Raw genomic sequence first — 20,117 nt, 5'->3', positions numbered from 1 at the left:
CCTACGCGCAGGCGTCCGCACACCCGCGGACCCGGCCCCGCCGGCCCGCGCCGCGGCCGGGGAACGGCCCGTGCCGGTGAGGACGCCCCTTCGCGGGAACAGTGGGGGAACAGCCGGGGGAACAGTGGGGGGAAGTCGCGGAAAACGGGCGGGGCGCCCGCGGAGAGACTCCGCGGGCGCCCCGCGTCCGAACCGGGTGTACCGGGTGTTACGCCAGACCCAGCTGCGCCTCGAAGCGGCCCTCCTCGAGGCGGCGCTTGATCGTGGTCAGGAAGCGCGCCGCGTCGGCACCGTCGACCAGGCGGTGGTCGTAGGTGAGCGCGAGGTAGACCATCGACCTGACGGCGATGACCTCGCCCTCCGGCGTGTCGACCACGACGGGACGCTTGACGACCGCGCCGGTGCCGAGCATGCCGACCTGCGGCTGGTTCAGGATCGGCGTGTCGAACAGCGCGCCACGGCTGCCGGTGTTGGTCAGCGTGAACGTGCCGCCGGTCAGCTCGTCGGGCGTCACCTTGTTGTCGCGGGTGCGCTCGGCCAGGTCGGTGATCTTCCTGGCCAGGCCGGCCAGGTTGAGGTCGCCGGCGTTCTTCACCACCGCGGCCAGCAGGCCGCGCTCGGTGTCGACCGCGAGGCCGAGGTTCTCCACGTCGAAGTAGGTGACCTCGTTGGTCTCGTTGTTGATCGTGGCGTTGAGCTTCGGGTGCTGCTTGAGCGCCTCGACCGTGGCCATCGCGAAGAACGGCGTGAAGGTCAGCTTGACGCCCTCGCGGCGCAGGAACTCGTCCTTCGCCTTCGCGCGGAGCTTGGCGATCTTGGTGACGTCGACCTCGACGACCGAGGTGAGCTGGGCCGCGGTCTGCAGCGACTCGACCATGCGCTTGGCGATGGTCTGCCGCAGGCGCGACATCTTCTCGGTACGGCCCCGCAGCGTGGTGTCGACCTGGACCGGCTCGGGCGTGGCCGCCACCGGAGCCTGCGCCGCGGGCGCGGCGGGGGCAGCGGCGGCGGGCGCCGCCTGGGCCGGAGCGGGAGCCTGGGCGGCCGGAGCGGCCTGCTCACGCTGCGCCTTGGCGGCCTCGAGCACGTCCTGCTTGCGGATGCGGCCGCCGACGCCGGTGCCGGTCAGCGCGTCGAGGTCGACGCCGTGCTCGTTGGCGAGCTTGCGCACCAGCGGCGTGACGTAGGGGCTCTCGCCCGAGGACGGCAGCGGTGTCGGCACGGTGGCGGGCGTGGTCGTCGCCGGCGCGGGAGCCTGCGCCTGCACCGGAGCCGGGGCGGGCGCGGGAGCCGGAGCCGGCGCGGGGGCCGGGGCCGGCTGCGGGATCGAGGAGACGGGCGCGGGAGCCGGCTCGGGCTCGGGCTCCGGAGCCGGAGCGGGCGCCGGGGCGGCCGCCGCCTCGGGAGCGGGAGCGGCGGCGCCGGCGCTGCCACCCTCGTCAATGATCGCAAGCTCGGCGCCGACCTCGACGGTCTCGTCCTCGGCGACGACAATCTTGGTCAGCACACCCGCCGCGGGCGACGGGATCTCGGTGTCGACCTTGTCGGTCGACACTTCGAGGAGCGGCTCGTCGGCCTCGACGCGCTCGCCCTCCTTCTTCAGCCAACGGGTTACCGTGCCCTCGGTCACGCTCTCGCCGAGCTGGGGCATCTGTACGGAGACCGGCATGGGTATGTCTTCCTCGAGTTCTTAGTTGTGGACGTGCAGGGGCTTGCCGGCCAGCGCCAGCATGGCCTCGCCCATGGCTTCGGACTGGGTCGGGTGCGCGTGGATCAGCTGGGCGACCTCGGTGGGGAGCGCCTCCCAGTTGTAGATCAGCTGGCCCTCGGTGACGAGCTCGCCGATGCGGCGGCCGACCATGTGGACGCCCACGACCGGGCCGTCCTTCCTGGCCAGCACCTTGACGGCCCCCGCGGTGCCGAGAATCTGGCTCTTGGGGTTGCCCGCCAGGTCGTAGACCTGCTCGACGATCTCGATGCCCCGCTCGGCCGCCTGCTTGGAGGTGATGCCCACGGAGGCGACCTCGGGGTCGGAGTAGGTGATGCGCGGCACGCCGTCGTAGTCGATCGGCGGCGGGTTGAGGCCCGCGATGTGCTCGGCCACCAGGATGCCCTCGGCGAACCCGGCGTGCGCCAGCTGCGGGGTGGCGATCAGGTCGCCGATCGCGTAGACGCCCGGCACGCTGGTGCGGCAGTGCTCGTCGACGACCACGGTGCCGCGCTCGATCGCGACGCCCTGCTCCTCGAAGCCCATGCCCTCGCTCACCGCGCCGCGGCCCACGGCCACCAGCAGCAGCTCCGCGTCGAGGGTCTTGCCGTTGGCCAGCGTGACGATCACGCCGGTGTCGGTGGTCTTGACGCTGTCGAAGAAGACGCCCAGCTGGTAGGAGATGCCCCTGCGGCGGAAGGCGCGCTCCAGCAGCTTGGAGCTCGACTCCTCCTCGGCCGGGAGCAGGTGGGGCAGGGCCTCGACGATGGTGACCTCGGCGCCGAAGGAGCGGTAGACGCTGGCCAGCTCGACGCCGATGACGCCGCCGCCCAGCACGATGACCGAGGTGGGCACGCGCTCCATCCGCAGCGTGTGCTCACTGGTGATGATCCGCTCGCCGTCGATCTCGAGGCCGGGCAGCGTCTTCGGGGTGCTGCCGGTGGCCAGCACGATGCTGCCGCCCTCGTAGACCTCGCCGCCGACCTGGACGCGGTTGGAGCCGGCGAGCCTGCCCTCGCCCTCGACGATCGTGACACCCGCTGACCTCAGCAGGCCCTGCACGCCCTTCCACGCCCGATTGACGATCTTGTCCTTGAAGGCGTGGACGCCGGGGACGTCGATGCCGTCGAAGCGCGCCTTGACGCCGTAGGCCTCGCTCTCGCGGGTCTCGTCGGCGATCTCGGCCGAGTGCAGCAGGGCCTTGGTGGGGATGCAGCCGCGGTGGAGGCAGGTGCCGCCGATCTTGTCCTTCTCGATCAGCGCGACGGTCTTGCCCAGCTCTGCCGCCCGCAGAGCGCAGGCGTAGCCGCCGCTACCGCCACCTAGGACGACGATGTCGTAGGCCACAGGAAAGCTCCTTGTCGGATGGTGATGCCGTCATCTTTTCACTTGTTCAAGCCCGTCGCGGCCCTCTCGGCCAGTCCGATGAGCGTGCGGGTGATGGCGCCCGTGCCGCCCTTGGGGGTGTAGCCGTGCGGCTCTCCCTTGTTGAAGGCGGGCCCGGCCATGTCGATGTGGGCCCAGCGCCGGTCGTCGGGCACGAACTCCTTGAGGAACAGGCCCGCGGCCAGCATGCTGCCCCAGCGCTCGGGCTGCAGGTTGGCGATGTCGGCGATCGGCGAGTCGAGGCCCTTGCGGAGCTCCTCAGGCAGCGGCATGCCCCATGCTCCCTCGCCCGCCTCGCCGGCGACCGAGACGACCAGCTCGCGGACGGCGTCGTCGTTGGACATGACGCCGGCCGTCCGCCAGCCGAGCGCGACGATCTGCGCGCCGGTGAGGGTGGCGACGTCGACGATCAGGTCGGGGTCGTCCTCCAGGGCGCGGGCGATGCCGTCCATGAGGACCAGGCGGCCCTCGGCGTCGGTGTCGAGCACCTCGACGGTCTTGCCGCTGTAGCTGGTCAGCACGTCGGAGGGGCGGGTGGCGGTGCCGCTCGGCAGGTTCTCGGCCAGGCAGAGGTAGCCGACGGCGTTCACCTTGACGCCGAGGCGGGCGATGCCGAGGAGCGCGCCGAACACCGCGCCCGCGCCACCCATGTCGGACTTCATCCAGTCCATGGCCGCGGACGGCTTGAGCGACAGGCCGCCGGAGTCGAAGGTGATGCCCTTGCCGACGTAGGCCAGCGTCTGGGTCGCCTCGGGGTGGGAGTAGGACAGGCGGACCAGCCGCGGCGGGTTGGCCGAGCCCTGCCCGACGCCGACGATGCCGCCGTAGCCGCCCTCCTTGAGCTGCTTCTCGTCGAGGACCTCGACGGTCAGACCCGCCTTGGCGCCCTCCTGCTCGGCGATCTCGGCGAACTTGGCCGGCCACAGGTCCTTCGGCGGGGTGTTGACCAGGTCGCGCACCAGCGTGACCGCGTCGGCCACGATGGCGGCCCGCTCGGCCGAGCCCTCGGCGGCGGTCAGCACGACCAGCTCGCCGACGGGGGCCTTCTGCTCGCCGTTGGTGCGGTACCTGTCGAAGCTGTAGGCGCCCAGCAGGCCGCCGAGCGCCACCGCCTCGGCCTCGCCGGCGGAGGAGGCGGGCAGGGCGAGCGCGGCGCGGGCCGTACCGGCCAGGGCGCGCGTGGCCGCACCGGCGGCGCGGCGCAGCCCCTCGACGTCGGCGGACTCACCGAGCCCGACGGCGACCAGCAGCGGCGCGGTGATGGCGCCGAACGTCGGGATCTTGGACACTTCGCCGGGCTTTCCCGTGAAGCCGACGGCGTCCAGAGAGGCGGCCAGTTTGCCGTCGAAGGCGGCGTCGAGGCCCTTGGCAGTGGGGCGCGGGCCCTCCGAACCTGACAGGAAACCGACGACCAGCGCGTCGGTGTCGAACGAGACGGGATCTGCTGAGTTCAGCCGCACAGTGGTCACGTAGACCGATGCTATCCACGGTTGGCGGCTTATTCATAAACAGGGGTTCATCCCACCAATACGGCGTCGCCAAATGGTGCTAGTGTTAATAGCACTATGTTGCTCACGCTCGATCTCAACGATCCCCGGCCGCTGCACGAACAGGTGGCCGGGGCGATCAGACGCGCCATCGGTGAGGGCTCCTACCAGGCAGGCGACCGCCTCCCGCCGGCCAAGGACCTCGCCGACGCGCTGGGCATCAACGCCAACACCGTGTTGCGTGCCCTGCGCGACCTGCGCGACGAGGGCCTCCTGGAGTTCAGGAGAGGCAGGGGAGTGAGCGTCGCGGGCGTGCCCACGGGCCGCGCGCTCATCGTCCAGCGCGCCCGCGACCTGCTCGAGGAGGCGAAGAAGTACGGCTACAGCCGCGACGACCTCATCGAAGTACTGAAGGAGCTGTCATGACCAGCAGGACCCGTGCGTTGCTCGCCACCGGGGTGTGGGGGCTGACCGTCATCCCCGCCCTCGTGGCACTCCCCCTCTCCCTGAGAGACAGGTTGCCCGAACCGCTCGCCACCCACTGGAGCGGCGCCACGCCCGACGGGAACATGTCCTTCACCCAGAACATGCTGTTCAGCGTCACCATGGCCGCCGTGATCCTGGTGGTCATGGCGGGCATCGCCGTCCACGGCAAGGCCTTCGAGCGCAGGCTGAGCCGCGGCTACTGGTGGGGCGTCCTCTTCGGTTCCGCGGTCTTCGTCATCGGCATGGAATGGTCCATCCTCCGCGCCAACCTCGACGTCCAGGTCTGGACCCAGGCCGGCGGCCTCGGCTGGGCCCCCGTGGCCGTCATGGCCGGGGCCGCCGCCGTCGGCGTGCTCGCGGGCTTCCTCCTCAGGGGCGAGCCCGACCAGGCCGCACCCGAGGGCGAGGCGCCGCCCAGGCTGCGGCTGCGCTCCGGACAGCGCTCGGTGTGGGTCAGCCGCGTCTCCAACCCGTGGCTGGTCGCGCTCACCGCGGGATCGGCGCTGCTGACGGCCGCCGTCGGCGTCCTGACCCTCATGGGGCTGACGAGCGGCGCGGGCTGGTCGCTGCTCGGCGTGTCGGTGCTCCTGCTCACCGTCGGGCTGCTGACCTCCTCCATCACCGCGCGGATCACCGATGACGGCCTCGCCATCGGCTTCGGGCCGTTCGGTTGGCCGGTGCGCAGGATCAGGCTCTCCAAGATCGACAGCGCCTGGTCGGAGCAGCGCTTCCCCAGCCAGGTGGGCGGCTGGGGCATCCGCGGCGTCCCCGGCGCGGCGGCCATCATGCTGCGCGGCGGCGACTGCCTCGTCCTTCGCTACCGCTCGGGCGGCCAGCTGCTGATCAGCATCGACGACGCCGAGCGCGGCGCCGCCCTGCTCAACGCCCTCATCGAGGAGAGAGCCGGCGCGTGACCCGCCGCCACGAGCCCTTCCTGCCCGCCGATCCCCATGACTTCGGGCCCCCGTCCTGATCCCCCCTACACCTGGAGTCCCAGATGATCGTGTTGTTCCTCGCCGTCGCCTTCGGCGCGGCGTGGCTGGCCGCGCTTCCCCTCTGGCTCGGCGGCGGCCTGGCCGACCCCCTGTTCGGCCCGCTGGTCGGGCTGATGATGTTCACCCCGAGCCTCGGCGTCCTGGCCGTCTGGCTCGCCAGGCGCACGCCGTTCCGCGCCTGGGCGAAGGAGACCGGCCTCACCTTCGGCGAGCGCCCCGGCCGCACCGTCGGCCTGCTGCTCGCCACGTGGGCGGCCGTCCCCCTGGTCGTGTACGGCACGCTCGCCCTCACCGCCGCCCTCGGCCTGGTCTCCCTCGACCTCGACCGCCTGAGCCTCTTCAGCGCCGCGTCGGGAGCGCCGGGCGACCCGCACACCGCCCTGATCGTCCAGCTGGTGGTGACGACCCTGGTGGCCCCGATCGTCAACATCATCCCCATGGTGGGCGAGGAATGGGGCTGGCGCGGCTGGCTGCTGCCCAAGCTGGTCGAATCGCGCGGCGTCTTCGGCGGGCTGGTCCTCTCCGGAGTGATCTGGGGGCTCTGGCACGCCCCCGCCACCGGCCTCGGCTACAACTACCCGGCCGTCGGCCCGTGGGCCGCGCTGCTGTTCGTGGGATTCTGCGTGCCGGCCGGGATGCTCTTCGGCTGGCTGCGCCTGCGCACCGGCAGCATCTGGCCCGCCGTGATCGGCCACGCGGCGCTCAACCCGGCCGCCTCGCTCGCCCTGATGCTGGGAGACGCGGCCGCCCCGCCCAACGCCCTCTTCGCGGGCATCACCGGGCTGGTCGGCTGGGCCGTGCTCGCCGTCCTCGTGGCCCTCGTCTTCAGGCGCTGGCCCGTACGGCAGCCGCAGCCGGTCTAGCCGAACACCGCGCACACGACCAGCACGGCGGTGGTCGCGGTCTCGACGAGCGCGCCCAGCACGTCGCCCGTGATCCCGCCGAGCCTGCGCACCGCGTGGGCGAGCAACCCGCTCGCCGTCCCCAGCCCGGCGAGCACGGCCAGCGGGAGGACCAACCCGTACCCTCCCGCCGGCCCCCACGGCCCTCCCAGCAGCACCGCCGCGCCCACCACGACCAGCGTGGCGACCAGCGCGGCGGCCGGCCGTACGGTGCCCGCCACCATGGCGCCGAGCCCCTCGGGCCGCGCCGGCGGCACCCCGCGCGTGCACGCCCACGTCAGCGCCAGCCGCCCGGTCACGCAGGCGGCCACCAGCGCGACCGGACCCGCCTCGGCCAGCGCCGCACACTGCACGATCAGCGTGAACACCAGCGTCAGAACGCCGAACGGCCCGATGTCCGACTTCTTCATCACCTCGAGCGCCTGGACGGCGGGCCTGCCGCTGCCGAGACCGTCCGCCAGGTCGGCGAGACCGTCCAGGTGCAGGCCCCTGGTCAGCAGCGCGAGCAGGCCCAGCGCCAGCGCCGCCCCGAGCAGCGGCGAACCTGGCAGCGCCAGCGGCAGGCAGCTCACGGCACCGAGCAGCAGCCCTGCCAGCGGCGCGAGGAGCATCGCCCGCCCGGCCACCTCACGGTCGACCCGGTTCACCATGACGGGGAAGACGCTCAACGTCCCCACCGCGAACCGCATCCCGTCCACCCACCCGGCCATGAGCGTCGATCCTACGGTCCCCCCGGACTTCCCCTGCGGCCCGGCTCCCTGGCCTCCTGGCCTCCCTTTCCGGGCAGCCCGGCGCATGCGGGGAGCTTCCCGGCGCATCCGGGGGACGTGGACGTCACCGTCCGCGCACACCGAAAGGGCGGCGCTTCCTGGCGCATCCGGGGGACGTGGAGGTCACCGTCCGCGCACACCGAAAGGGCGGCGTTTCCTGGCGCATCCGGGGGACGTGGAGGTCACCGTCCGCGCACACCGAAAGGGCGGCGTTTCCCGGCGCACCCGGGGGAACGGCGCGGTCGCGCGGTCGCTAGGGTGTCCGGATGCACGCCGTGGAACTCGAAGGTGTCAGCGTCAGGGTGGTCGCCAGGACGCTGCTGGCGGAGATCGACTGGCGGGTCGCCTACGGCCAGCACTGGGTGATCCTCGGCCCGAACGGGGCAGGCAAGACCACGCTGCTGTCCCTGGCCGCCGCCGTACGGCATCCCAGCGAGGGCACCGCCACCATCCTCGGCCGCCGCATGGGCCGGGTGGACCTGCGCGAGCTGCGCAGGGACATCGGCCTGGTCGCCGCCAGCCAGCGCCTGGTCGACGAGGGGCTGCTGGAGGAAGAGGCGGCGACCGCGCACACCGTGGTCCTCACCGGGCACACGGGCACGAGCGCGCCGCTCTGGGACAGGTACGGCCAGGCCGAGCACGACAGGGCCCACGCGCTGCTGGCCGAGATGGGCTGCAAGGACCTGGCCGACCGGCTCTTCGTGGTGTGCTCGCAGGGAGAGCGCGCCCGGATCAGGGTGGCCAGGGCGCTCATGGCGGACCCGGCCATGCTGCTGCTGGACGAACCGTTCGCTGGACTGGACTTCCCCGCCCGTGAAGACCTCATCACCTCCATCGAGGACCTGGCGGCACGCGACGGGCTGACCACGGTGACCGTCACGCACCACCTGGAGGAGGTGCCCGCCACGACCACGCACGCGCTGCTCATGCGCGACACCCGCATCCTGGCGGCGGGGCCGGTGGAGGAGACGCTGACCGAGGAGGCGCTGTCGGAGTGCTTCGGCCGCAGGCTGCGCGTCGACCGGCTGGACGGCCGCTGGTCCGCCCGCGCCGTCCGCACCCGACACCCCTGACCCGGCCCGTCTTGGTCCGGCCCGCCTGATCCGACACCCCTGGCCCGGCCCGCCTTGATCGCGGCCGCGTCTTGTTTTCGCTCGGCGGCGGGTGGCGTTCAGCCGAGGGGGAGGAGGCGGCCCGCCACGACGAGCGTGACGTCCTCCGACTCGGCCGCCAGCCGCTGGTTCAGGCGGCCCAGCGCGTCGCGGAAGGCCCGCCCGCTGGAGGTGGAGGGGACGACGCCGAGCCCGACCTCGTCCGACACCGCGACGATCCGGTGCCGGGTCGAGCGCCAGGCCGCCACGAGCTCGTCGCAGCGCCGTACGACCTCCTCGCGACGCGCGGGCTCCTCCCACGCGTCCGCCTGGTCGAACACCGCCGCCAGCCACGTCCCCAGCCCGTCGACCAGTAGCGGCGTCGTGGCCCGCGCGATCGCCTCGGCCAGCTCGGTGGTCTCCTCGCATGCCCAGTGCGCCGGACGCCTGGCCTGGTGGGCGGCGACCCGCGCGGCCCACTCGGGGTCGCCGTGGCCCGAGGGTCCCGTGGCGAGGTAGGTGACGTGCGGCTCGGCCGCCAGCCGCAGCTCGGCCTCGTCGGACTTGCCCGACCGGGAGCCGCCCAGCAGCAACGTGCGGCGCGGCGGGGCCGGGCGGGGCGGGGGAGCCTGCGCGGTGTCCACGACCGTCCCGTCCGGTACGGCCCGCGCCCCCCACAGCGCCAGCCGTCTGGCCAGCTCGGACTCCGACCTGACACGGTGGTCCAAGCCGACGGCGACGACGTGGGTCCCGGCGGTCACGAGCCCGCGCCGTCGCAGGTCGCCGAGGACGGCGGGGTCGTCGAGCAGGTCCACCAGGACGAGGTCGCACGAGGGGCTCTCGCCGCCGGACGTCGGATTCCCGGATCCCGGCACCTCACGCGACCCAGGAGAACCGCCGCCGTGCCGACAGCCGGCCGGAAGACCGCTGAGAGCGCTGAGAGCAGAGCCGAGGTCGGTCAGGGAGCGGATGCCGGACAGGTCGAGCAGCCGGGAGCCGTCAGGGGCGACGAGGAGCGGGCCCGTCGCCGCATAGCCGGGGGGACACGCCCCACCGCCCGGCCACGGTATCCCGTCGACCTCCACACGCAGCGGCGAACGCCACCCCGGCGGCAACCCCGCGCACGACGCGCACGCGCACCCGGGCGAGGGCCAGCCGTCCCGCCCCGCCGTACCGATGAACCTGACAAGCACGCGTCACAGCGTGGCACGCCCGCGGAACCCGCGCGCCACCCGCACCCCGCCAATGAACCTGAGCGGCACGCGTCGCAGCGTGGCGCGCCTCCGCGACCTGCGCCCCGCCGCTGAACCTGAGCGGCACGTGTCACAGCGTGGTGCGCCTGCGGGACCTGCGCGCCGCCAATACCCCGGCGCCCACGAGTACGAGCGCGGCCACGCCGCCGGCGATCCATGCCACCGGCAGTCCGCCATCCTCCACGGAGGGGGCGGAGGGCGTGGCGGGGAGGGACGGCGCGGCGCCGCCCTTCGCGCGCGCTGGATAGTCGTTGACGGCCAGGACCGTTCCAGCCGGCTCCGCGCGCACCCTGGTGGCCAGGGCCAGCGCCTGCACCCCCGTCGCTCCCTCGGGAGCGGTGACGCACGCGGTGAGCGACGCGGGCGGTCGCTCGCCGGGGTAGGCGTCGAGGTCCGGGTCGCCGAAGTCGGTCACGACGGCCACGCGCTGGTGCCCCGAGGCGGCGGGCTCCTTGCCGCAGACCTGGTCGAAGGCGGGCAGCTCGCCGCGGGGGGACTCCGGCGCCGAGCCGTCGGGAGCCGCGGCGAACCGCCAGCCGATCACCGCCCCGTCGCGTACGGCGGCGGCCGCCTCGCCGGACAGCCATGCGGTGCCGTCGCTGTGCCAGTAGCTCCACCGGCGGGCGGCGTTCGGATCCACCCCGCCCGTGGCGGGATCGGCCAGGACACGGCCGCGATGACCCGAGCCGCGATGACCCAAGCCGGGATGACCCAAGCCGGGATGACCCAAGGCGGAGGGGGCGGCGAGGGCGGAGACGGTCGCTGGGGGAGCGGCGGCCAGGGCCGAGACGGACGAGGTGGAGGCGGCGGCGAGGGTGGAGACGGTCGAGGAGGAGGGAACGGCGGAGGCGGAGGCTGGGGGAGCGGCGGCCAGGGCCGAGACGGTCGCGGCTGAAGGAGAGGTAGCGGTCGTGGCTGAAGGAGAGATAGAGGGGGAGATGGCGAGGGCAGGGGTGGAGACGGTGAGGGTCGCCGCGAAGGCGAGCCCGAATGCGCGCAGCATCGATCAACCTCCATGCTCCAGGGGTATGGTGCGGGTGCCGATGTGAGCTCGGGCGATCCCGCGGAAAAGGAGCGTATGGCATGACTTGGCGCTGGCGTTATGAAAACGCGAATGGTGGTGAAGTGACCGACCGCCTGCTGCCGCGCGAGGTTTTTCCCAGCCAGGCCGACGCGGAGTCCTGGCTCGGTGAGAACTACCGTGAGCTGCTGGAATCCGGGGTCGAGCGGGTGGCTCTGCTCGAGGAGGACCGGGTGGAATATGCGGGTATGTCGTTGCGAACGGAGTGAATGAAAAAACCCCTTGGGAGCCAAGGGGTTTTTCTTTCATGCGTAACCGCTATGGCCTGGTGGCCGGCGAGATCGTCTTGGCCGGGTCACGCTCGACGATCGGGCCGAGCACGTCGTCGATCTTCTGGAGCACCTCGGCGTCGAGCTTCACGCCGGACGCCTTGACGTTGTCACGCACCTGCTCAGGCCTGGACGCCCCGACGATGGCGCTGGCGACGTTCGGGTTCTGCAGCACCCACGCGATCGCCAGCTGGGCCATGCTGAGCCCGAGGTCGGCCGCGATCGGCTTGAGGTCCTGGACACGGGCGAGCACGTCGTCGGTCATGAACCTGTCGATCATCTTGGCGCCGGTCTCGTCGGTGGCGCGCGAGCCCGCGGGAACGGGCTGGCCGGGCAGGTACTTGCCGGTCAGCACGCCCTGAGCGATGGGCGACCAGACGATCTGGCTGACGCCCTCCTTCTCGCTCAGCGGCACGATCTCCGTCTCGATGACCCGCCAGATGGCGTTGTACTGCGGCTGGTTGGACACGATCCGGTCGAAGCCCATCTCGTCGGCGATCTTCAGCGCCTGGGCGATCTGGTCGGCGGTCCACTCGCTGACGCCGACGTAGAGGACCTTGCCCTGCCGTACGAGGTCGTCGAAGGTCTTGAGGGTCTCCTCGAGCGGAGTGGCGTAGTCGAAGCGGTGCGCCTGGTAGAGGTCGACGTAGTCGGTCTGCAGGCGACGCAGCGAGCCGTTGATCGACTCGGTGATGTGCTTGCGGGACAGGCCGCGGTCGTTGGGCCCGGGGCCCGTCGGCCAGTAGACCTTGGTGAAGATCTCCAGCGACTCGCGGCGCAGGCCCTTCAACGCCCTGCCGAGCACCTCTTCGGCGCGCGTGCCCGCGTAGACGTCGGCGGTGTCGAAGGTCGTGATCCCCTCGTCGAGCGCCGCCTTCACGCACGCGATGGCGGCCTCCTCCTCGACCTGTGAGCCGTGGGTGATCCAGTTGCCGTAGCTGATCTCGCTGACCAGGAGACCGCTGCGGCCGAGGTGACGGAATTCCATGCGCCCGACTGTATCGGTTCGGGATAGTGTGCCCAGCGTGGTGAAGGTTGTACGGCATGCGCTGACCGCCGCCATCCTGACCGCGATCGCCGTACGGCTGCGCCGCCGCATGTCGGCGTCGCCGGGCACGGGGAAGGCGCAGGCGCAGCGAAAGACGCGGACGCAGGGAAAGGCGCCGACGCGGGGCGCGGCGCCGACGTAGGGCACGGCGCAGATGTAAGGCAAGACGCGGGCGCAGGGAGAGACGCCGAGACCGGTCGGCGGTGATCTCCGTGGCGCCGGTCCCGGGGCGGGTCCGGTAGGGTGCCGCGCGTGCTCAAGCTCCTGCGGATGGCCCTGACCGCCGCCGTGCTCGCCGCGATCGCGATCAGGATCGACACAAGGACCAGGACGGCCGCTCCCGACCAGGAGCCGGCGCCCGGCCTCCCTGCCACCGAGCATCCAGGGCATCCAGGGCATCCAGGGCATCAAGGGCGTCCGGGGCGTCCAGCACGTCCGGGGCAGCCGGGGCAGCCAGAGCGCCGCCGGCGGCTGGACGCCCGCTTCCTCGCGGGAGCGCTGGTGGGAGTGCTCGTCGCCGGTGTGGTGGCCGCCGGGCTGTACGCGCTCGCGGGTCGTTCGCCGCGCGAGGCCGACGTCCGGGCAGGGCGGATGCCGATGGCCGGCGAGGCCGCCAGGAGCGGGGCGCCCCAGCCCCCCGGGCAGCCCGCGGCGACCGCCGTCCCGCAGCCGTCACCCCAGCCGTCCCGGCTGTCGTCTCCGGCGACGGGGGCCACGCCGCGGCCCGATCCCGCCTGCTCTCCTGAACGGCGTCCGGTGACGATCAGGCCCCTCGACCGCCAGGTCCAGCGGCAGGTGAACGCGCAGTGGCGGCGCATCGAGCGGTGGTTGCGGCGCAACGACCCGGCCGGCTACGCCTCCCTGCGCGGTCCCGGCAGGGCGCGCACGATCGCCGTCGCCGAGTCGCAGATGGGCCTGGAGTTCCCCGACGACCTGCGGGCCTCCCTGCTCCGGCACGACGGTTCGACCGGCCCCTTCGGCTTCGGCTTCGCCGAGAAGGGCACGCACAACCTCAGCATCAGGGGCATCCGCGACGCGTGGCGGCAGATGTGCGCGCTGGATCCCACCGACAGCGGGGGCGACCCGCGCGCCGAGACGTGGAACGGCCGGATGATCCCCTACGCCGCCCGCAACGGGACCGACCGGCGCCCCGACTTCGGGGTGATCGACTCCGTCGTGGGCGACGTCAAGGCTCCGGGCATGCGGGACGTCCGGTGGCCCTCGTACCTCGCACTGCTGAGCGCCGTGGCCGACATGCTGGAGTCGCCGGACGGGTGGTACTCGGGCGTGGTCAAGCGGCCGCCCTCCTCGGAGGCGACCGAGTCCGGGTGACCGAGTCCGGGTGACCGAGTCCGGGTGACCGAGTCTGAGTGACCGAGTCTGCGTGACCTAGTCCGGGTGACCGAGTGACCTAGCGCCCGCGCAGCCGGGCCTGGTCCACCAGGGCGTGCCGGTGGTGGCCGTGCTGCCCGCGCAGGGCCAGGACGGCGGGCGGGAAGACGACCAGCGGCCGCATCATGCCCTCGTCCTGGTGTTCGAGCAGGTGGCAGTGGTAGGCGAAGCGCCCGCTGCCGCCTTCGAACCGTCCCGCGACCTTGACGACCTCCGCCCCGCCGACCCTGACGACGTCCTTCCATCCCTGCTCGTTCGGGTCGAGCACGCCCGCCTGCTTGAAGGTCACCGGCGTCTCCGTCGTCCCCCTGTCCACCTTGAATCCGGAAATGTCGTAGACGTCGCGACTGAGGATCTGGAAGCGCATCAGGTGGATGTGCATGGGGTGCATCGCGGGAGCGACGTTGACGAACGTCCACGCCTCGGTCCCGCCCAGCGCGGCGAAGAAGTTGACGGCGTCGTCGGGCATCCGCGCCACCCGCCGGTACGTCCTGACCGTGCCCGAGGCGTCCTTGATCTGGACGACGCCTTCCGTGCCGACCGGCGCCGCAGGATCCTCGGCCATCTCCCACATCTGCGCGTGGTCGCCGCCGCCCACCATCGTGAGCACCACCCGGTGCCCGTGGTCGGCCGGCAGGTTGTCGTGCGTGGTGCGCACGAAGCTCGGCGAGATCACCGCGGGCAGCGTGAAGGAGTCGTGCGGCCTGCGGTCGGCCACCCGGAACTGCATCACGTCGGGGAAGGGGATGTTCGCCTGCGGCGCGGGCTGGCCCGGCGCGCCCGGCCCGCAGTTGACCAGCTTGACCCGCCTACCGGCCAGCGCCCGGAAGTCGACGAGCACGTCGGCCCGCTCGGCGGGCGCCAGCACCAGATCGCCGTCGATCGCCACCGGCGCGGGCAGCAGCCCGCCGTCGCTGCCGATCTGCTTGACCACGCCGGTCACCGGCTGCCCGCTCGCCTCGTCCAGCAGGCGCAGCCTGAACGTCCTGGCGTTGGCCGCGTTGAGCACCCTGAACCTGTACCACCGCGGCTCGACGTCCATGTACGGCCAGACCACCCCGTTGACCAGCGTGTACGGCCCGGCGAAGGGCCTGGTCACCACCTTCGGCGTGGTCGCGGCGATCTGCACCTTGTGCAGCAGGTCCCCGGTGAGGAGCCCGGCCGCGTCGGTGTCGAAGTTGCGGTCGCACAGGATGAGCGGGACCTCGTGCCTGCCGGCGGGCAGCCCGAGCGCGTCCTCCTCCTCGTCCCTGACCAGGTAGGCGCCCAGCAGGCCGGAGAAGACCGTCCAGGTGCCCACGTGCATGCCGTGGTCGTGGTACCAGAGCCCGGTGCACGGCTGGTCGTTGAGGTACTCCACGGCCTCGGCCTCACCGGCCAGCAGCCCGTTCTCGCTCCAGCCGTCGTTGCCCGCGTTGGTGATCGCGCCGTGCAGGTGGACGGCCAGCCAGGGCGGGATCGCCGCCACGTCGGCGCGCGGCGTGGCCCCGTCCCTTCCCGGCTGGTTGATCGGGATCGTCGGACCGGCCGGCACCTGGACCGCGGTGACCGGCACGGTCTCGTCCTTGATCGTGTTGGTCCACGCCACCTTGACCTTCTGGCCGCGCCGTACCTCGATGGTCGGGCCGGGGAAGCTGCCGGCGTAGGTCCAGAGCCGCGTGGGCGGCAACTGGGAGTGCAGCCTCCTGCGCACCGAGCGCATCTCGAGCACGACCTCCCTGTCCTTGGGCCTGAGCACCCGAGGGACGGGCAGGGCGTCGAGGAACGGCGTGAGCGTGGCGGTGGTCGGCCGGTCGACGCCGTCCAGCTCCGGGCCGTCTCCGATGAGTGGTTCGGGTTCGGCGGCGGCCGCCGTGGTCGTGGTCACCGCGGCCGCGGCCCCCGCGGCGACGCCGAGGAACCCTCGTCTTGTCGTTCGCACCTGGTCTCCCCGTGAATGAAGAACCGGACCCCAACGGGTGGGACGAACGTGACGACTCCCAGGTTTGCTGGATTTTCAGGAAATTTTAAGTTCCTGATGGCAGGCGCACATACCAGTACGGCCCGCGTCCTGCGGGACGCGGGCCGTACTGGTATGAAGCGAGCTCAGGCTTTGGGCGGCGCCGGCTTTCCGCCGGGCAGGAACTGCGGCGGCGGGAAGCGAAGCCTGCGGATCTGCAGCGCGCGCATGGCCGCGTAGAAGCCGATGCCCTTGATGTCCTCGTTCGGGAACTTGTCCGCGGCGGCCTTCTTCACCTTCCACGACACCCAGAACGACGTGGCCAGCACGCCCACCATCATGACCGGCCAGCCGACCGTGATGACGCCGAAGTAGACCCACTGGCGGGCCGCCGGCGGGAACGGGATCCACGTCAGCAGCAGGATGACCAGAGAGAAGGGCAGGAAGTACTGGCTGAGGACGCGGCGCGAGTCGACCCAGTCGCGAGCGAACTTGCGCACCGGGCCCTTGTCGCGGGCCGGCAGGTAGCGCTCCTCGCCGCGCAGCATGCCCTGGCGTGCCTTGTCCCGGTCGGCCGTCTGCCTGGCCCGCATCTGCTTGTAGGCCTCTTTGCGGTTGGCAGGCGCGGTCACCGGCTGGCGCCGACGCCCTTCGGCGTCACGGCGCTTCGGGGTGGGACGACCTTTGCCCTGGGGCTTAGGATCGTCAGTGGGGACGGGGGATTCGTCCACTGAGGTCTGGGTTCGGCGTCGCAACACAGCGTCAACCCTACCTGGAGTGCAACTTAGTGACGCCCCCGTGCGTTATGCGTAGGGTAATCCCAAGGCGGCTGCGCTGCACTGGGTGATCACAGCACGACCTAAGAAGGGGACGGCCGACGCGCATGAGCGTGATGAAGAGACTTTCGATGATCTTCAAGTCCAAGGCCAACAAGGCCCTGGACAAGATGGAGGATCCGCGCGAGACCCTTGACTACTCCTATCAGCGGCAGCTCGAGCTGCTGCAGAAGGTGCGCAGGGGTGTGGCCGACGTCGCCACCTCGCGCAAGCGGGTGGAGCTGCAGATCAACCAGATCGAGCAGCAGGCCAGCCGGTTGGAGGACCAGGGGCGCAAGGCGCTGTCCGTCGGGCGCGAAGACCTGGCCCGTGAGGCGCTGACCCGTCGCTCCAGCCTGCAGACGCAGATCGCCGACCTGCGGGTCCAGCACGACAACCTGCAGGCCGAGGAGGAGAAGCTCACCACCGCCTCCCAGCGGCTGCAGGCGAAGGTCGACTCCTTCCGTCACAAGAAGGAGACCATCAAGGCCACCTACACCGCGGCCGAGGCGCAGACGCGCATCAACGAGGCCTTCTCCGGCATCTCCGAGGAGATGGGCGACGTCGGCCTGGCGATCCAGCGCGCCGAGGACAAGACCGCGCAGATGCAGGCCCGCGCCGGCGCCATCGACGAGCTGCTGGCCTCCGGCGCGCTCGACGACTTCAGCGGCAGCCGCAGCGACGACATCCAGGCCGAGCTCGACCGCATGGGCGGCGGCAGGGACATCGAGCTGGAGCTGGCCAGGATGAAGGCCGAGCTCGGCCAGGGCTCGGCGCCCCAGGCCTCCATCGAGCAGGGGCAGCCGCAGGCCCAGCCGCAGCAGCAGACCCAGCAGCTGCGCCAGCCGGGGGAGCCCGCATGATCGTGCGCATCATGGGCGAGGGCCAGGTCCAGATCGACGAGTCCGACCTCGGCGTGCTCAACGAACTCGACGGCGAGCTCGAGACGGCCATCGAGGCCGGCGACGAGCCCGAATTCCGTCAGAAGCTCCACGCTCTGCTCGACAAGGTGCGCCATGTGGGCAAGGCGCTGCCGGACGACAGCCTGGAGCCGTCCGAGCTGATCCTTCCCCCCGCTGACGCCTCGATCGAGGAAGTCAGGGAGATGCTGGGCGACTCGGGGCTCATCCCGGGATAGCCCGTGAGCACCCGGTTCGCGTCCGACCGCGGTCTCACCGTCCGCATGGTCATGACGATGTTCCTGCTGGGTCTGCTCTACGTCGTCTTCGTCGGCGCCCTCATCGCCCTGGGCGTGCGGGCGCTGGGCGTGCTGCTGATCGCCGGCGGCATGTTGCTGGTGCAGTACTTCCTGTCCGATCGCATCGCGCTGTTCGCGATGGGCGGGCGGGAGGTCTCGCCGCAGGAGGCGCCCGCCCTTCACGGCCTGATCGACAGGCTGTGCGCGATGGCCGACATGCCCAAGCCGAGGGTCGCCATCGCCGACTCCGACGTGCCCAACGCCTTCGCGACGGGGCGTAACAGGCAGCACTCCGTCGTCTGCGTGACGACCGGCATCCTGCGCCGGCTGGAGCCCCGCGAGCTCGAAGGCGTGCTGGCGCACGAACTCTCGCACGTCGCCCACCGCGACGTCGCCGTGATGACCATCGCCTCCTTCCTCGGCATCCTGGCCGGCCTCATGACCCGCTTCGCCCTCTACAGCGGGCTGGGCAGAAGCCGCGACAGCAACCAGGGCGGCCTGCCCATCGGCCTGATCGTGATGCTGGTCTCCATCGCCGTCTACGCCGTCAGCTTCCTGCTCACCCGCGCCCTGTCCCGCTACCGGGAACTGGCCGCCGACCGGGCGGGCGCGCTGCTGACGCAGCAGCCGTCGGTGCTGGCCAGCGCGCTGGTCAAGGTGAGCGGCGAGATGGCCAGGATCCCCACGCGCGACCTGCGCGAGGCCGAGCCGTTCAACGCCTTCTACTTCGCGCCGGCGCTGGCTCCCGGCAAGGCGCTGGCGCAGCTGTTCTCCACGCACCCGCCGCTCGAGCGGCGCCTGGAGAACCTGGAGAAGATCTCCGCGCAACTCGGGAAAGGCTGAGCGATGGGCTGGCTCGACGTGATCCTCGGCAGGTCCAAGCCGGTCCGGCCCAACCTCGACGCGCTCTTCGCGCTGCCGTCGGCGGCCGTCACGCTGCAGGCCGCCACCGGTCTGGCGCCCACGGGGGTGGGCTCGGTCAGTTTCCGCGCGGCCGAGGGCAGCGCCTTCGCGACGCTCAGCGCCGACGTCAAGGCGCTGCTGGGGGACAGGGTGGAGGAGACGCGCGACGAGTACGGGTACTCGTGGCTGGTGGTCAGGCGCGACCCCGACGCGGTCGGCGACCTGGTCACCGAGCTGCACGCGGTCAACTCCTCGCTGGAGGGGGCGGGGTTCGGGCCGTCCCTGCTGTGCTCGCTGGTGTCCTTCGCCGACCCGCAGCAGCGTCGCCTGGCGGTCGTCTACCTGTACAAGCGGGGGACGTTCTATCCGTTCGCCCCGCTGCCGGGCCACACCAGGGACACCGCGCTCGAACTCCAGGTGCGCGGGGTGCTGGCGGGCGAGCTGAGGATCGAGGAGGACCTCGGCCGGTGGTTCCCCGTCTGGGGCGCGCCCGGTTTGTGACGCTCCCGCCCGCGCCGGGCCGCCTGTTCGAGGATCGAACCGCCATCTGGTGGGCAGACCATTCCATGATCTGGTCAAGTGGTCGTGTCGGTCGATGGGGACAGGCGGGACCGATGGTGACATGGCGCCTATGATCAAACTTGCTGTCGCGCTCGCGGCTTCGGCCGTCGCGATCGGAATGACGAGCACGCTCGGCGGTACGGCTCATGCGGCGCCGGAATCAGCGAGGGTGGTTGTGGAAGAGACGAGAAACCAGATCGCGGTCGTCGGGCAGGGCGCGGTCTCGGCCGCTCCTGACGTCATGCGCCTGACGGCGGGCGTCGAGGTCCGCAGGGCGACGGCGGGCGAGGCGTTCGCCGCGGCCAGGGCGGCGGCGGCGAAGCTCACCAGGACGCTGATCGGGGCCGGTGTGGCCGCCGACGACCTCACAACGAACGAGCTGTCGCTCGGCCCCGAGTACGAGAGCTACCCGAAGGTGTCCGGCTACCGCGGCGCCCAGGGCGTCGAGGCGGTGGTCCGCGACCTTTCCAAGGCCGACCGGATCATCGACGCGGCCGCCGCCGTCGGCGAGGAGGTCAGGCTCAACGGCGTCTCCTTCGAGGTCTCCGACCGCACCAGGCTGATGGAGGCGGCCCGCGCCGCCGCCTTCAAGGACGCGGCGGACAAGGCCAGGCACTACGCGGCGCTGGCCGGACGGCGGCTCGGCGACGTGGTCGAGATCACCGAGGAGATCACCGGCGGCCCCATCCCGATGCACGTCTCCGCCACGCTCGCGGAGGACAAGGCGTCGGTGAACCCCGGACGGCAGAACCTTGGCATCAACGTCCGGGTGGTCTACGAGCTGAGGTAGCCCGCCGAAGAACGGTGGTGCGGGCCCTTCCCACGCGGGAGGG

The 20,117-nt window shown here is 71.8% G+C and carries 21 protein-coding genes; 12 read left to right on the top strand and 9 right to left on the bottom strand.

Features of this window, described 5'->3' with window-relative positions; translation table 11 throughout:
• Positions 1-208 precede the first annotated feature (208 nt).
• The 3 genes from sucB to ACWDLG_RS18685 are packed head-to-tail and all read right to left on the bottom strand — an operon-like array spanning position 209 to position 4,563.
• Positions 209-1,669, bottom strand: coding sequence for a 2-oxoglutarate dehydrogenase, E2 component, dihydrolipoamide succinyltransferase (sucB, locus tag ACWDLG_RS18695; protein ID WP_449921408.1), 1,461 nt, complete (start codon positions 1,667-1,669; stop codon positions 209-211).
• Between the two features lie 21 nt (positions 1,670-1,690).
• Positions 1,691-3,055: a dihydrolipoyl dehydrogenase gene (lpdA, locus tag ACWDLG_RS18690; RefSeq protein WP_449921406.1), complete on the bottom strand. Its 1,365-nt coding sequence runs from the start codon at positions 3,053-3,055 to the stop codon at positions 1,691-1,693.
• A gap of 38 nt (positions 3,056-3,093) precedes the next feature.
• The gene (locus ACWDLG_RS18685; RefSeq protein WP_449921403.1) at positions 3,094-4,563 is read right to left on the bottom strand and encodes a leucyl aminopeptidase; all 1,470 of its coding nucleotides are present in this window, start codon (positions 4,561-4,563) and stop codon (positions 3,094-3,096) included.
• 96 nt (positions 4,564-4,659) lie between these two features.
• Between ACWDLG_RS18685 and ACWDLG_RS18680 the strand changes: the two genes are divergently transcribed.
• The 3 genes from ACWDLG_RS18680 to ACWDLG_RS18670 all read left to right on the top strand — a co-directional run bounded on the left by ACWDLG_RS18680 (position 4,660) and on the right by ACWDLG_RS18670 (position 6,925).
• Complete coding sequence (locus ACWDLG_RS18680; protein WP_354919531.1) at positions 4,660-5,007, top strand: GntR family transcriptional regulator; 348 nt, start codon at positions 4,660-4,662, stop codon at positions 5,005-5,007.
• A complete protein-coding gene (locus ACWDLG_RS18675) occupies positions 5,004-5,981 on the top strand; it encodes a hypothetical protein (protein ID WP_449921402.1) in 978 nt (325 codons plus the stop codon). The genes ACWDLG_RS18680 and ACWDLG_RS18675 overlap by 4 nt, the downstream gene beginning before the upstream one ends.
• 83 nt (positions 5,982-6,064) lie before the next feature.
• Positions 6,065-6,925, top strand: a complete 861-nt coding sequence (locus ACWDLG_RS18670; RefSeq protein ID WP_449921399.1) for a CPBP family intramembrane glutamic endopeptidase — start codon at positions 6,065-6,067, stop codon at positions 6,923-6,925.
• On the opposite strand, the gene ACWDLG_RS18665 is transcribed toward ACWDLG_RS18670, so the two are convergent.
• A complete protein-coding gene (locus tag ACWDLG_RS18665; protein WP_449921398.1) occupies positions 6,922-7,674 on the bottom strand; it encodes an adenosylcobinamide-GDP ribazoletransferase in 753 nt (250 codons plus the stop codon). The genes ACWDLG_RS18670 and ACWDLG_RS18665 overlap by 4 nt on opposite strands.
• Positions 7,675-8,000: 326 nt before the next feature.
• On the opposite strand from ACWDLG_RS18665, the gene ACWDLG_RS18660 reads away from it, so the two are divergent.
• Positions 8,001-8,807 carry an ABC transporter ATP-binding protein gene (locus ACWDLG_RS18660; protein WP_449921396.1) on the top strand — a complete coding sequence of 269 codons (807 nt, stop codon included), beginning with the start codon at positions 8,001-8,003 and terminating at the stop codon, positions 8,805-8,807.
• A 98-nt stretch (positions 8,808-8,905) separates the two neighbouring features.
• Here ACWDLG_RS18660 and ACWDLG_RS18655 read toward each other — a convergent pair whose 3' ends face one another.
• Positions 8,906-10,018 (bottom strand): bifunctional adenosylcobinamide kinase/adenosylcobinamide-phosphate guanylyltransferase, encoded by a 1,113-nt coding sequence (locus ACWDLG_RS18655; RefSeq protein ID WP_449921393.1) that lies wholly within the window; start codon positions 10,016-10,018, stop codon positions 8,906-8,908.
• A 130-nt stretch (positions 10,019-10,148) separates the two neighbouring features.
• Positions 10,149-11,081: an SCO2322 family protein gene (locus ACWDLG_RS18650; protein WP_449921391.1), complete on the bottom strand. Its 933-nt coding sequence runs from the start codon at positions 11,079-11,081 to the stop codon at positions 10,149-10,151.
• Between the two features lie 80 nt (positions 11,082-11,161).
• Between ACWDLG_RS18650 and ACWDLG_RS18645 the strand changes: the two genes are divergently transcribed.
• A complete protein-coding gene (locus ACWDLG_RS18645) occupies positions 11,162-11,368 on the top strand; it encodes a hypothetical protein (RefSeq protein WP_354919511.1) in 207 nt (68 codons plus the stop codon).
• A gap of 49 nt (positions 11,369-11,417) precedes the next feature.
• Here ACWDLG_RS18645 and ACWDLG_RS18640 read toward each other — a convergent pair whose 3' ends face one another.
• Complete coding sequence (locus ACWDLG_RS18640) at positions 11,418-12,416, bottom strand: aldo/keto reductase family protein (RefSeq protein ID WP_354919508.1); 999 nt, start codon at positions 12,414-12,416, stop codon at positions 11,418-11,420.
• A gap of 37 nt (positions 12,417-12,453) precedes the next feature.
• Here ACWDLG_RS18640 and ACWDLG_RS18635 point away from each other — a divergent pair, with 37 nt between their 5' ends.
• Both ACWDLG_RS18635 and ACWDLG_RS18630 read left to right on the top strand, forming a co-directional pair.
• Positions 12,454-12,618: a hypothetical protein gene (locus tag ACWDLG_RS18635; RefSeq protein ID WP_449921388.1), complete on the top strand. Its 165-nt coding sequence runs from the start codon at positions 12,454-12,456 to the stop codon at positions 12,616-12,618.
• A 110-nt stretch (positions 12,619-12,728) separates the two neighbouring features.
• Positions 12,729-13,808, top strand: coding sequence for a hypothetical protein (locus ACWDLG_RS18630; RefSeq protein WP_449921387.1), 1,080 nt, complete (start codon positions 12,729-12,731; stop codon positions 13,806-13,808).
• 79 nt (positions 13,809-13,887) lie between these two features.
• Here the strand turns inward: ACWDLG_RS18630 and ACWDLG_RS18625 are convergent, their stop codons facing one another.
• Together ACWDLG_RS18625 and ACWDLG_RS18620 are read right to left on the bottom strand one after the other, a co-directional pair.
• On the bottom strand, positions 13,888-15,789 hold the full coding sequence (locus ACWDLG_RS18625) for a multicopper oxidase family protein (RefSeq protein WP_449921384.1): 1,902 nt from the start codon (positions 15,787-15,789) through the stop codon (positions 13,888-13,890).
• Between the two features lie 164 nt (positions 15,790-15,953).
• On the bottom strand, positions 15,954-16,538 hold the full coding sequence (locus ACWDLG_RS18620) for a DUF3043 domain-containing protein (RefSeq protein ID WP_449921457.1): 585 nt from the start codon (positions 16,536-16,538) through the stop codon (positions 15,954-15,956).
• Between the two features lie 152 nt (positions 16,539-16,690).
• On the opposite strand from ACWDLG_RS18620, the gene ACWDLG_RS18615 reads away from it, so the two are divergent.
• The 5 genes from ACWDLG_RS18615 to ACWDLG_RS18595 all read left to right on the top strand — a co-directional run bounded on the left by ACWDLG_RS18615 (position 16,691) and on the right by ACWDLG_RS18595 (position 20,074).
• On the top strand, positions 16,691-17,485 hold the full coding sequence (locus ACWDLG_RS18615; protein WP_449921381.1) for a PspA/IM30 family protein: 795 nt from the start codon (positions 16,691-16,693) through the stop codon (positions 17,483-17,485).
• Complete coding sequence (gene pspAA, locus ACWDLG_RS18610) at positions 17,482-17,760, top strand: PspA-associated protein PspAA (RefSeq protein WP_449921379.1); 279 nt, start codon at positions 17,482-17,484, stop codon at positions 17,758-17,760. The genes ACWDLG_RS18615 and pspAA overlap by 4 nt, the downstream gene beginning before the upstream one ends.
• A gap of 3 nt (positions 17,761-17,763) precedes the next feature.
• Entirely contained in the window at positions 17,764-18,663 is a 900-nt protein-coding gene (gene htpX / locus ACWDLG_RS18605; RefSeq protein ID WP_449921377.1) for a zinc metalloprotease HtpX, read from the top strand.
• Between the two features lie 3 nt (positions 18,664-18,666).
• Positions 18,667-19,224 (top strand): PspA-associated protein PspAB, encoded by a 558-nt coding sequence (pspAB, locus tag ACWDLG_RS18600; RefSeq protein ID WP_449921374.1) that lies wholly within the window; start codon positions 18,667-18,669, stop codon positions 19,222-19,224.
• A gap of 235 nt (positions 19,225-19,459) precedes the next feature.
• On the top strand, positions 19,460-20,074 hold the full coding sequence (locus ACWDLG_RS18595) for an SIMPL domain-containing protein (protein WP_449921372.1): 615 nt from the start codon (positions 19,460-19,462) through the stop codon (positions 20,072-20,074).
• Positions 20,075-20,117 lie beyond the last annotated feature (43 nt).

The sequence above is a fragment of the Nonomuraea sp. NPDC003727 genome, from assembly GCF_053586935.1.
The sequence above is the reverse complement of the archived record's forward strand: the minus strand, read 5'-3'. Positions and strand labels throughout refer to the sequence as shown.

Excerpts from the sequence above, each read along its gene's own strand:
- sucB (WP_449921408.1), bottom strand. The coding sequence starts at position 1,669 with ATGCCGGTCTCCGTACAGATGCCCCAGCTCGGCGAGAGCGTGACCGAG.
- ACWDLG_RS18680 (WP_354919531.1), top strand. The coding sequence starts at position 4,660 with ATGTTGCTCACGCTCGATCTCAACGATCCCCGGCCGCTGCACGAACAG.
- ACWDLG_RS18675 (WP_449921402.1), top strand. The coding sequence starts at position 5,004 with ATGACCAGCAGGACCCGTGCGTTGCTCGCCACCGGGGTGTGGGGGCTG.
- ACWDLG_RS18670 (WP_449921399.1), top strand. The coding sequence starts at position 6,065 with ATGATCGTGTTGTTCCTCGCCGTCGCCTTCGGCGCGGCGTGGCTGGCC.
- ACWDLG_RS18665 (WP_449921398.1), bottom strand. The coding sequence starts at position 7,674 with ATGGCCGGGTGGGTGGACGGGATGCGGTTCGCGGTGGGGACGTTGAGC.
- ACWDLG_RS18660 (WP_449921396.1), top strand. The coding sequence starts at position 8,001 with ATGCACGCCGTGGAACTCGAAGGTGTCAGCGTCAGGGTGGTCGCCAGG.
- ACWDLG_RS18650 (WP_449921391.1), bottom strand. The coding sequence starts at position 11,081 with ATGCTGCGCGCATTCGGGCTCGCCTTCGCGGCGACCCTCACCGTCTCC.
- ACWDLG_RS18645 (WP_354919511.1), top strand. The coding sequence starts at position 11,162 with ATGACTTGGCGCTGGCGTTATGAAAACGCGAATGGTGGTGAAGTGACC.
- ACWDLG_RS18640 (WP_354919508.1), bottom strand. The coding sequence starts at position 12,416 with ATGGAATTCCGTCACCTCGGCCGCAGCGGTCTCCTGGTCAGCGAGATC.
- ACWDLG_RS18615 (WP_449921381.1), top strand. The coding sequence starts at position 16,691 with ATGAGCGTGATGAAGAGACTTTCGATGATCTTCAAGTCCAAGGCCAAC.
- pspAA (WP_449921379.1), top strand. The coding sequence starts at position 17,482 with ATGATCGTGCGCATCATGGGCGAGGGCCAGGTCCAGATCGACGAGTCC.
- pspAB (WP_449921374.1), top strand. The coding sequence starts at position 18,667 with ATGGGCTGGCTCGACGTGATCCTCGGCAGGTCCAAGCCGGTCCGGCCC.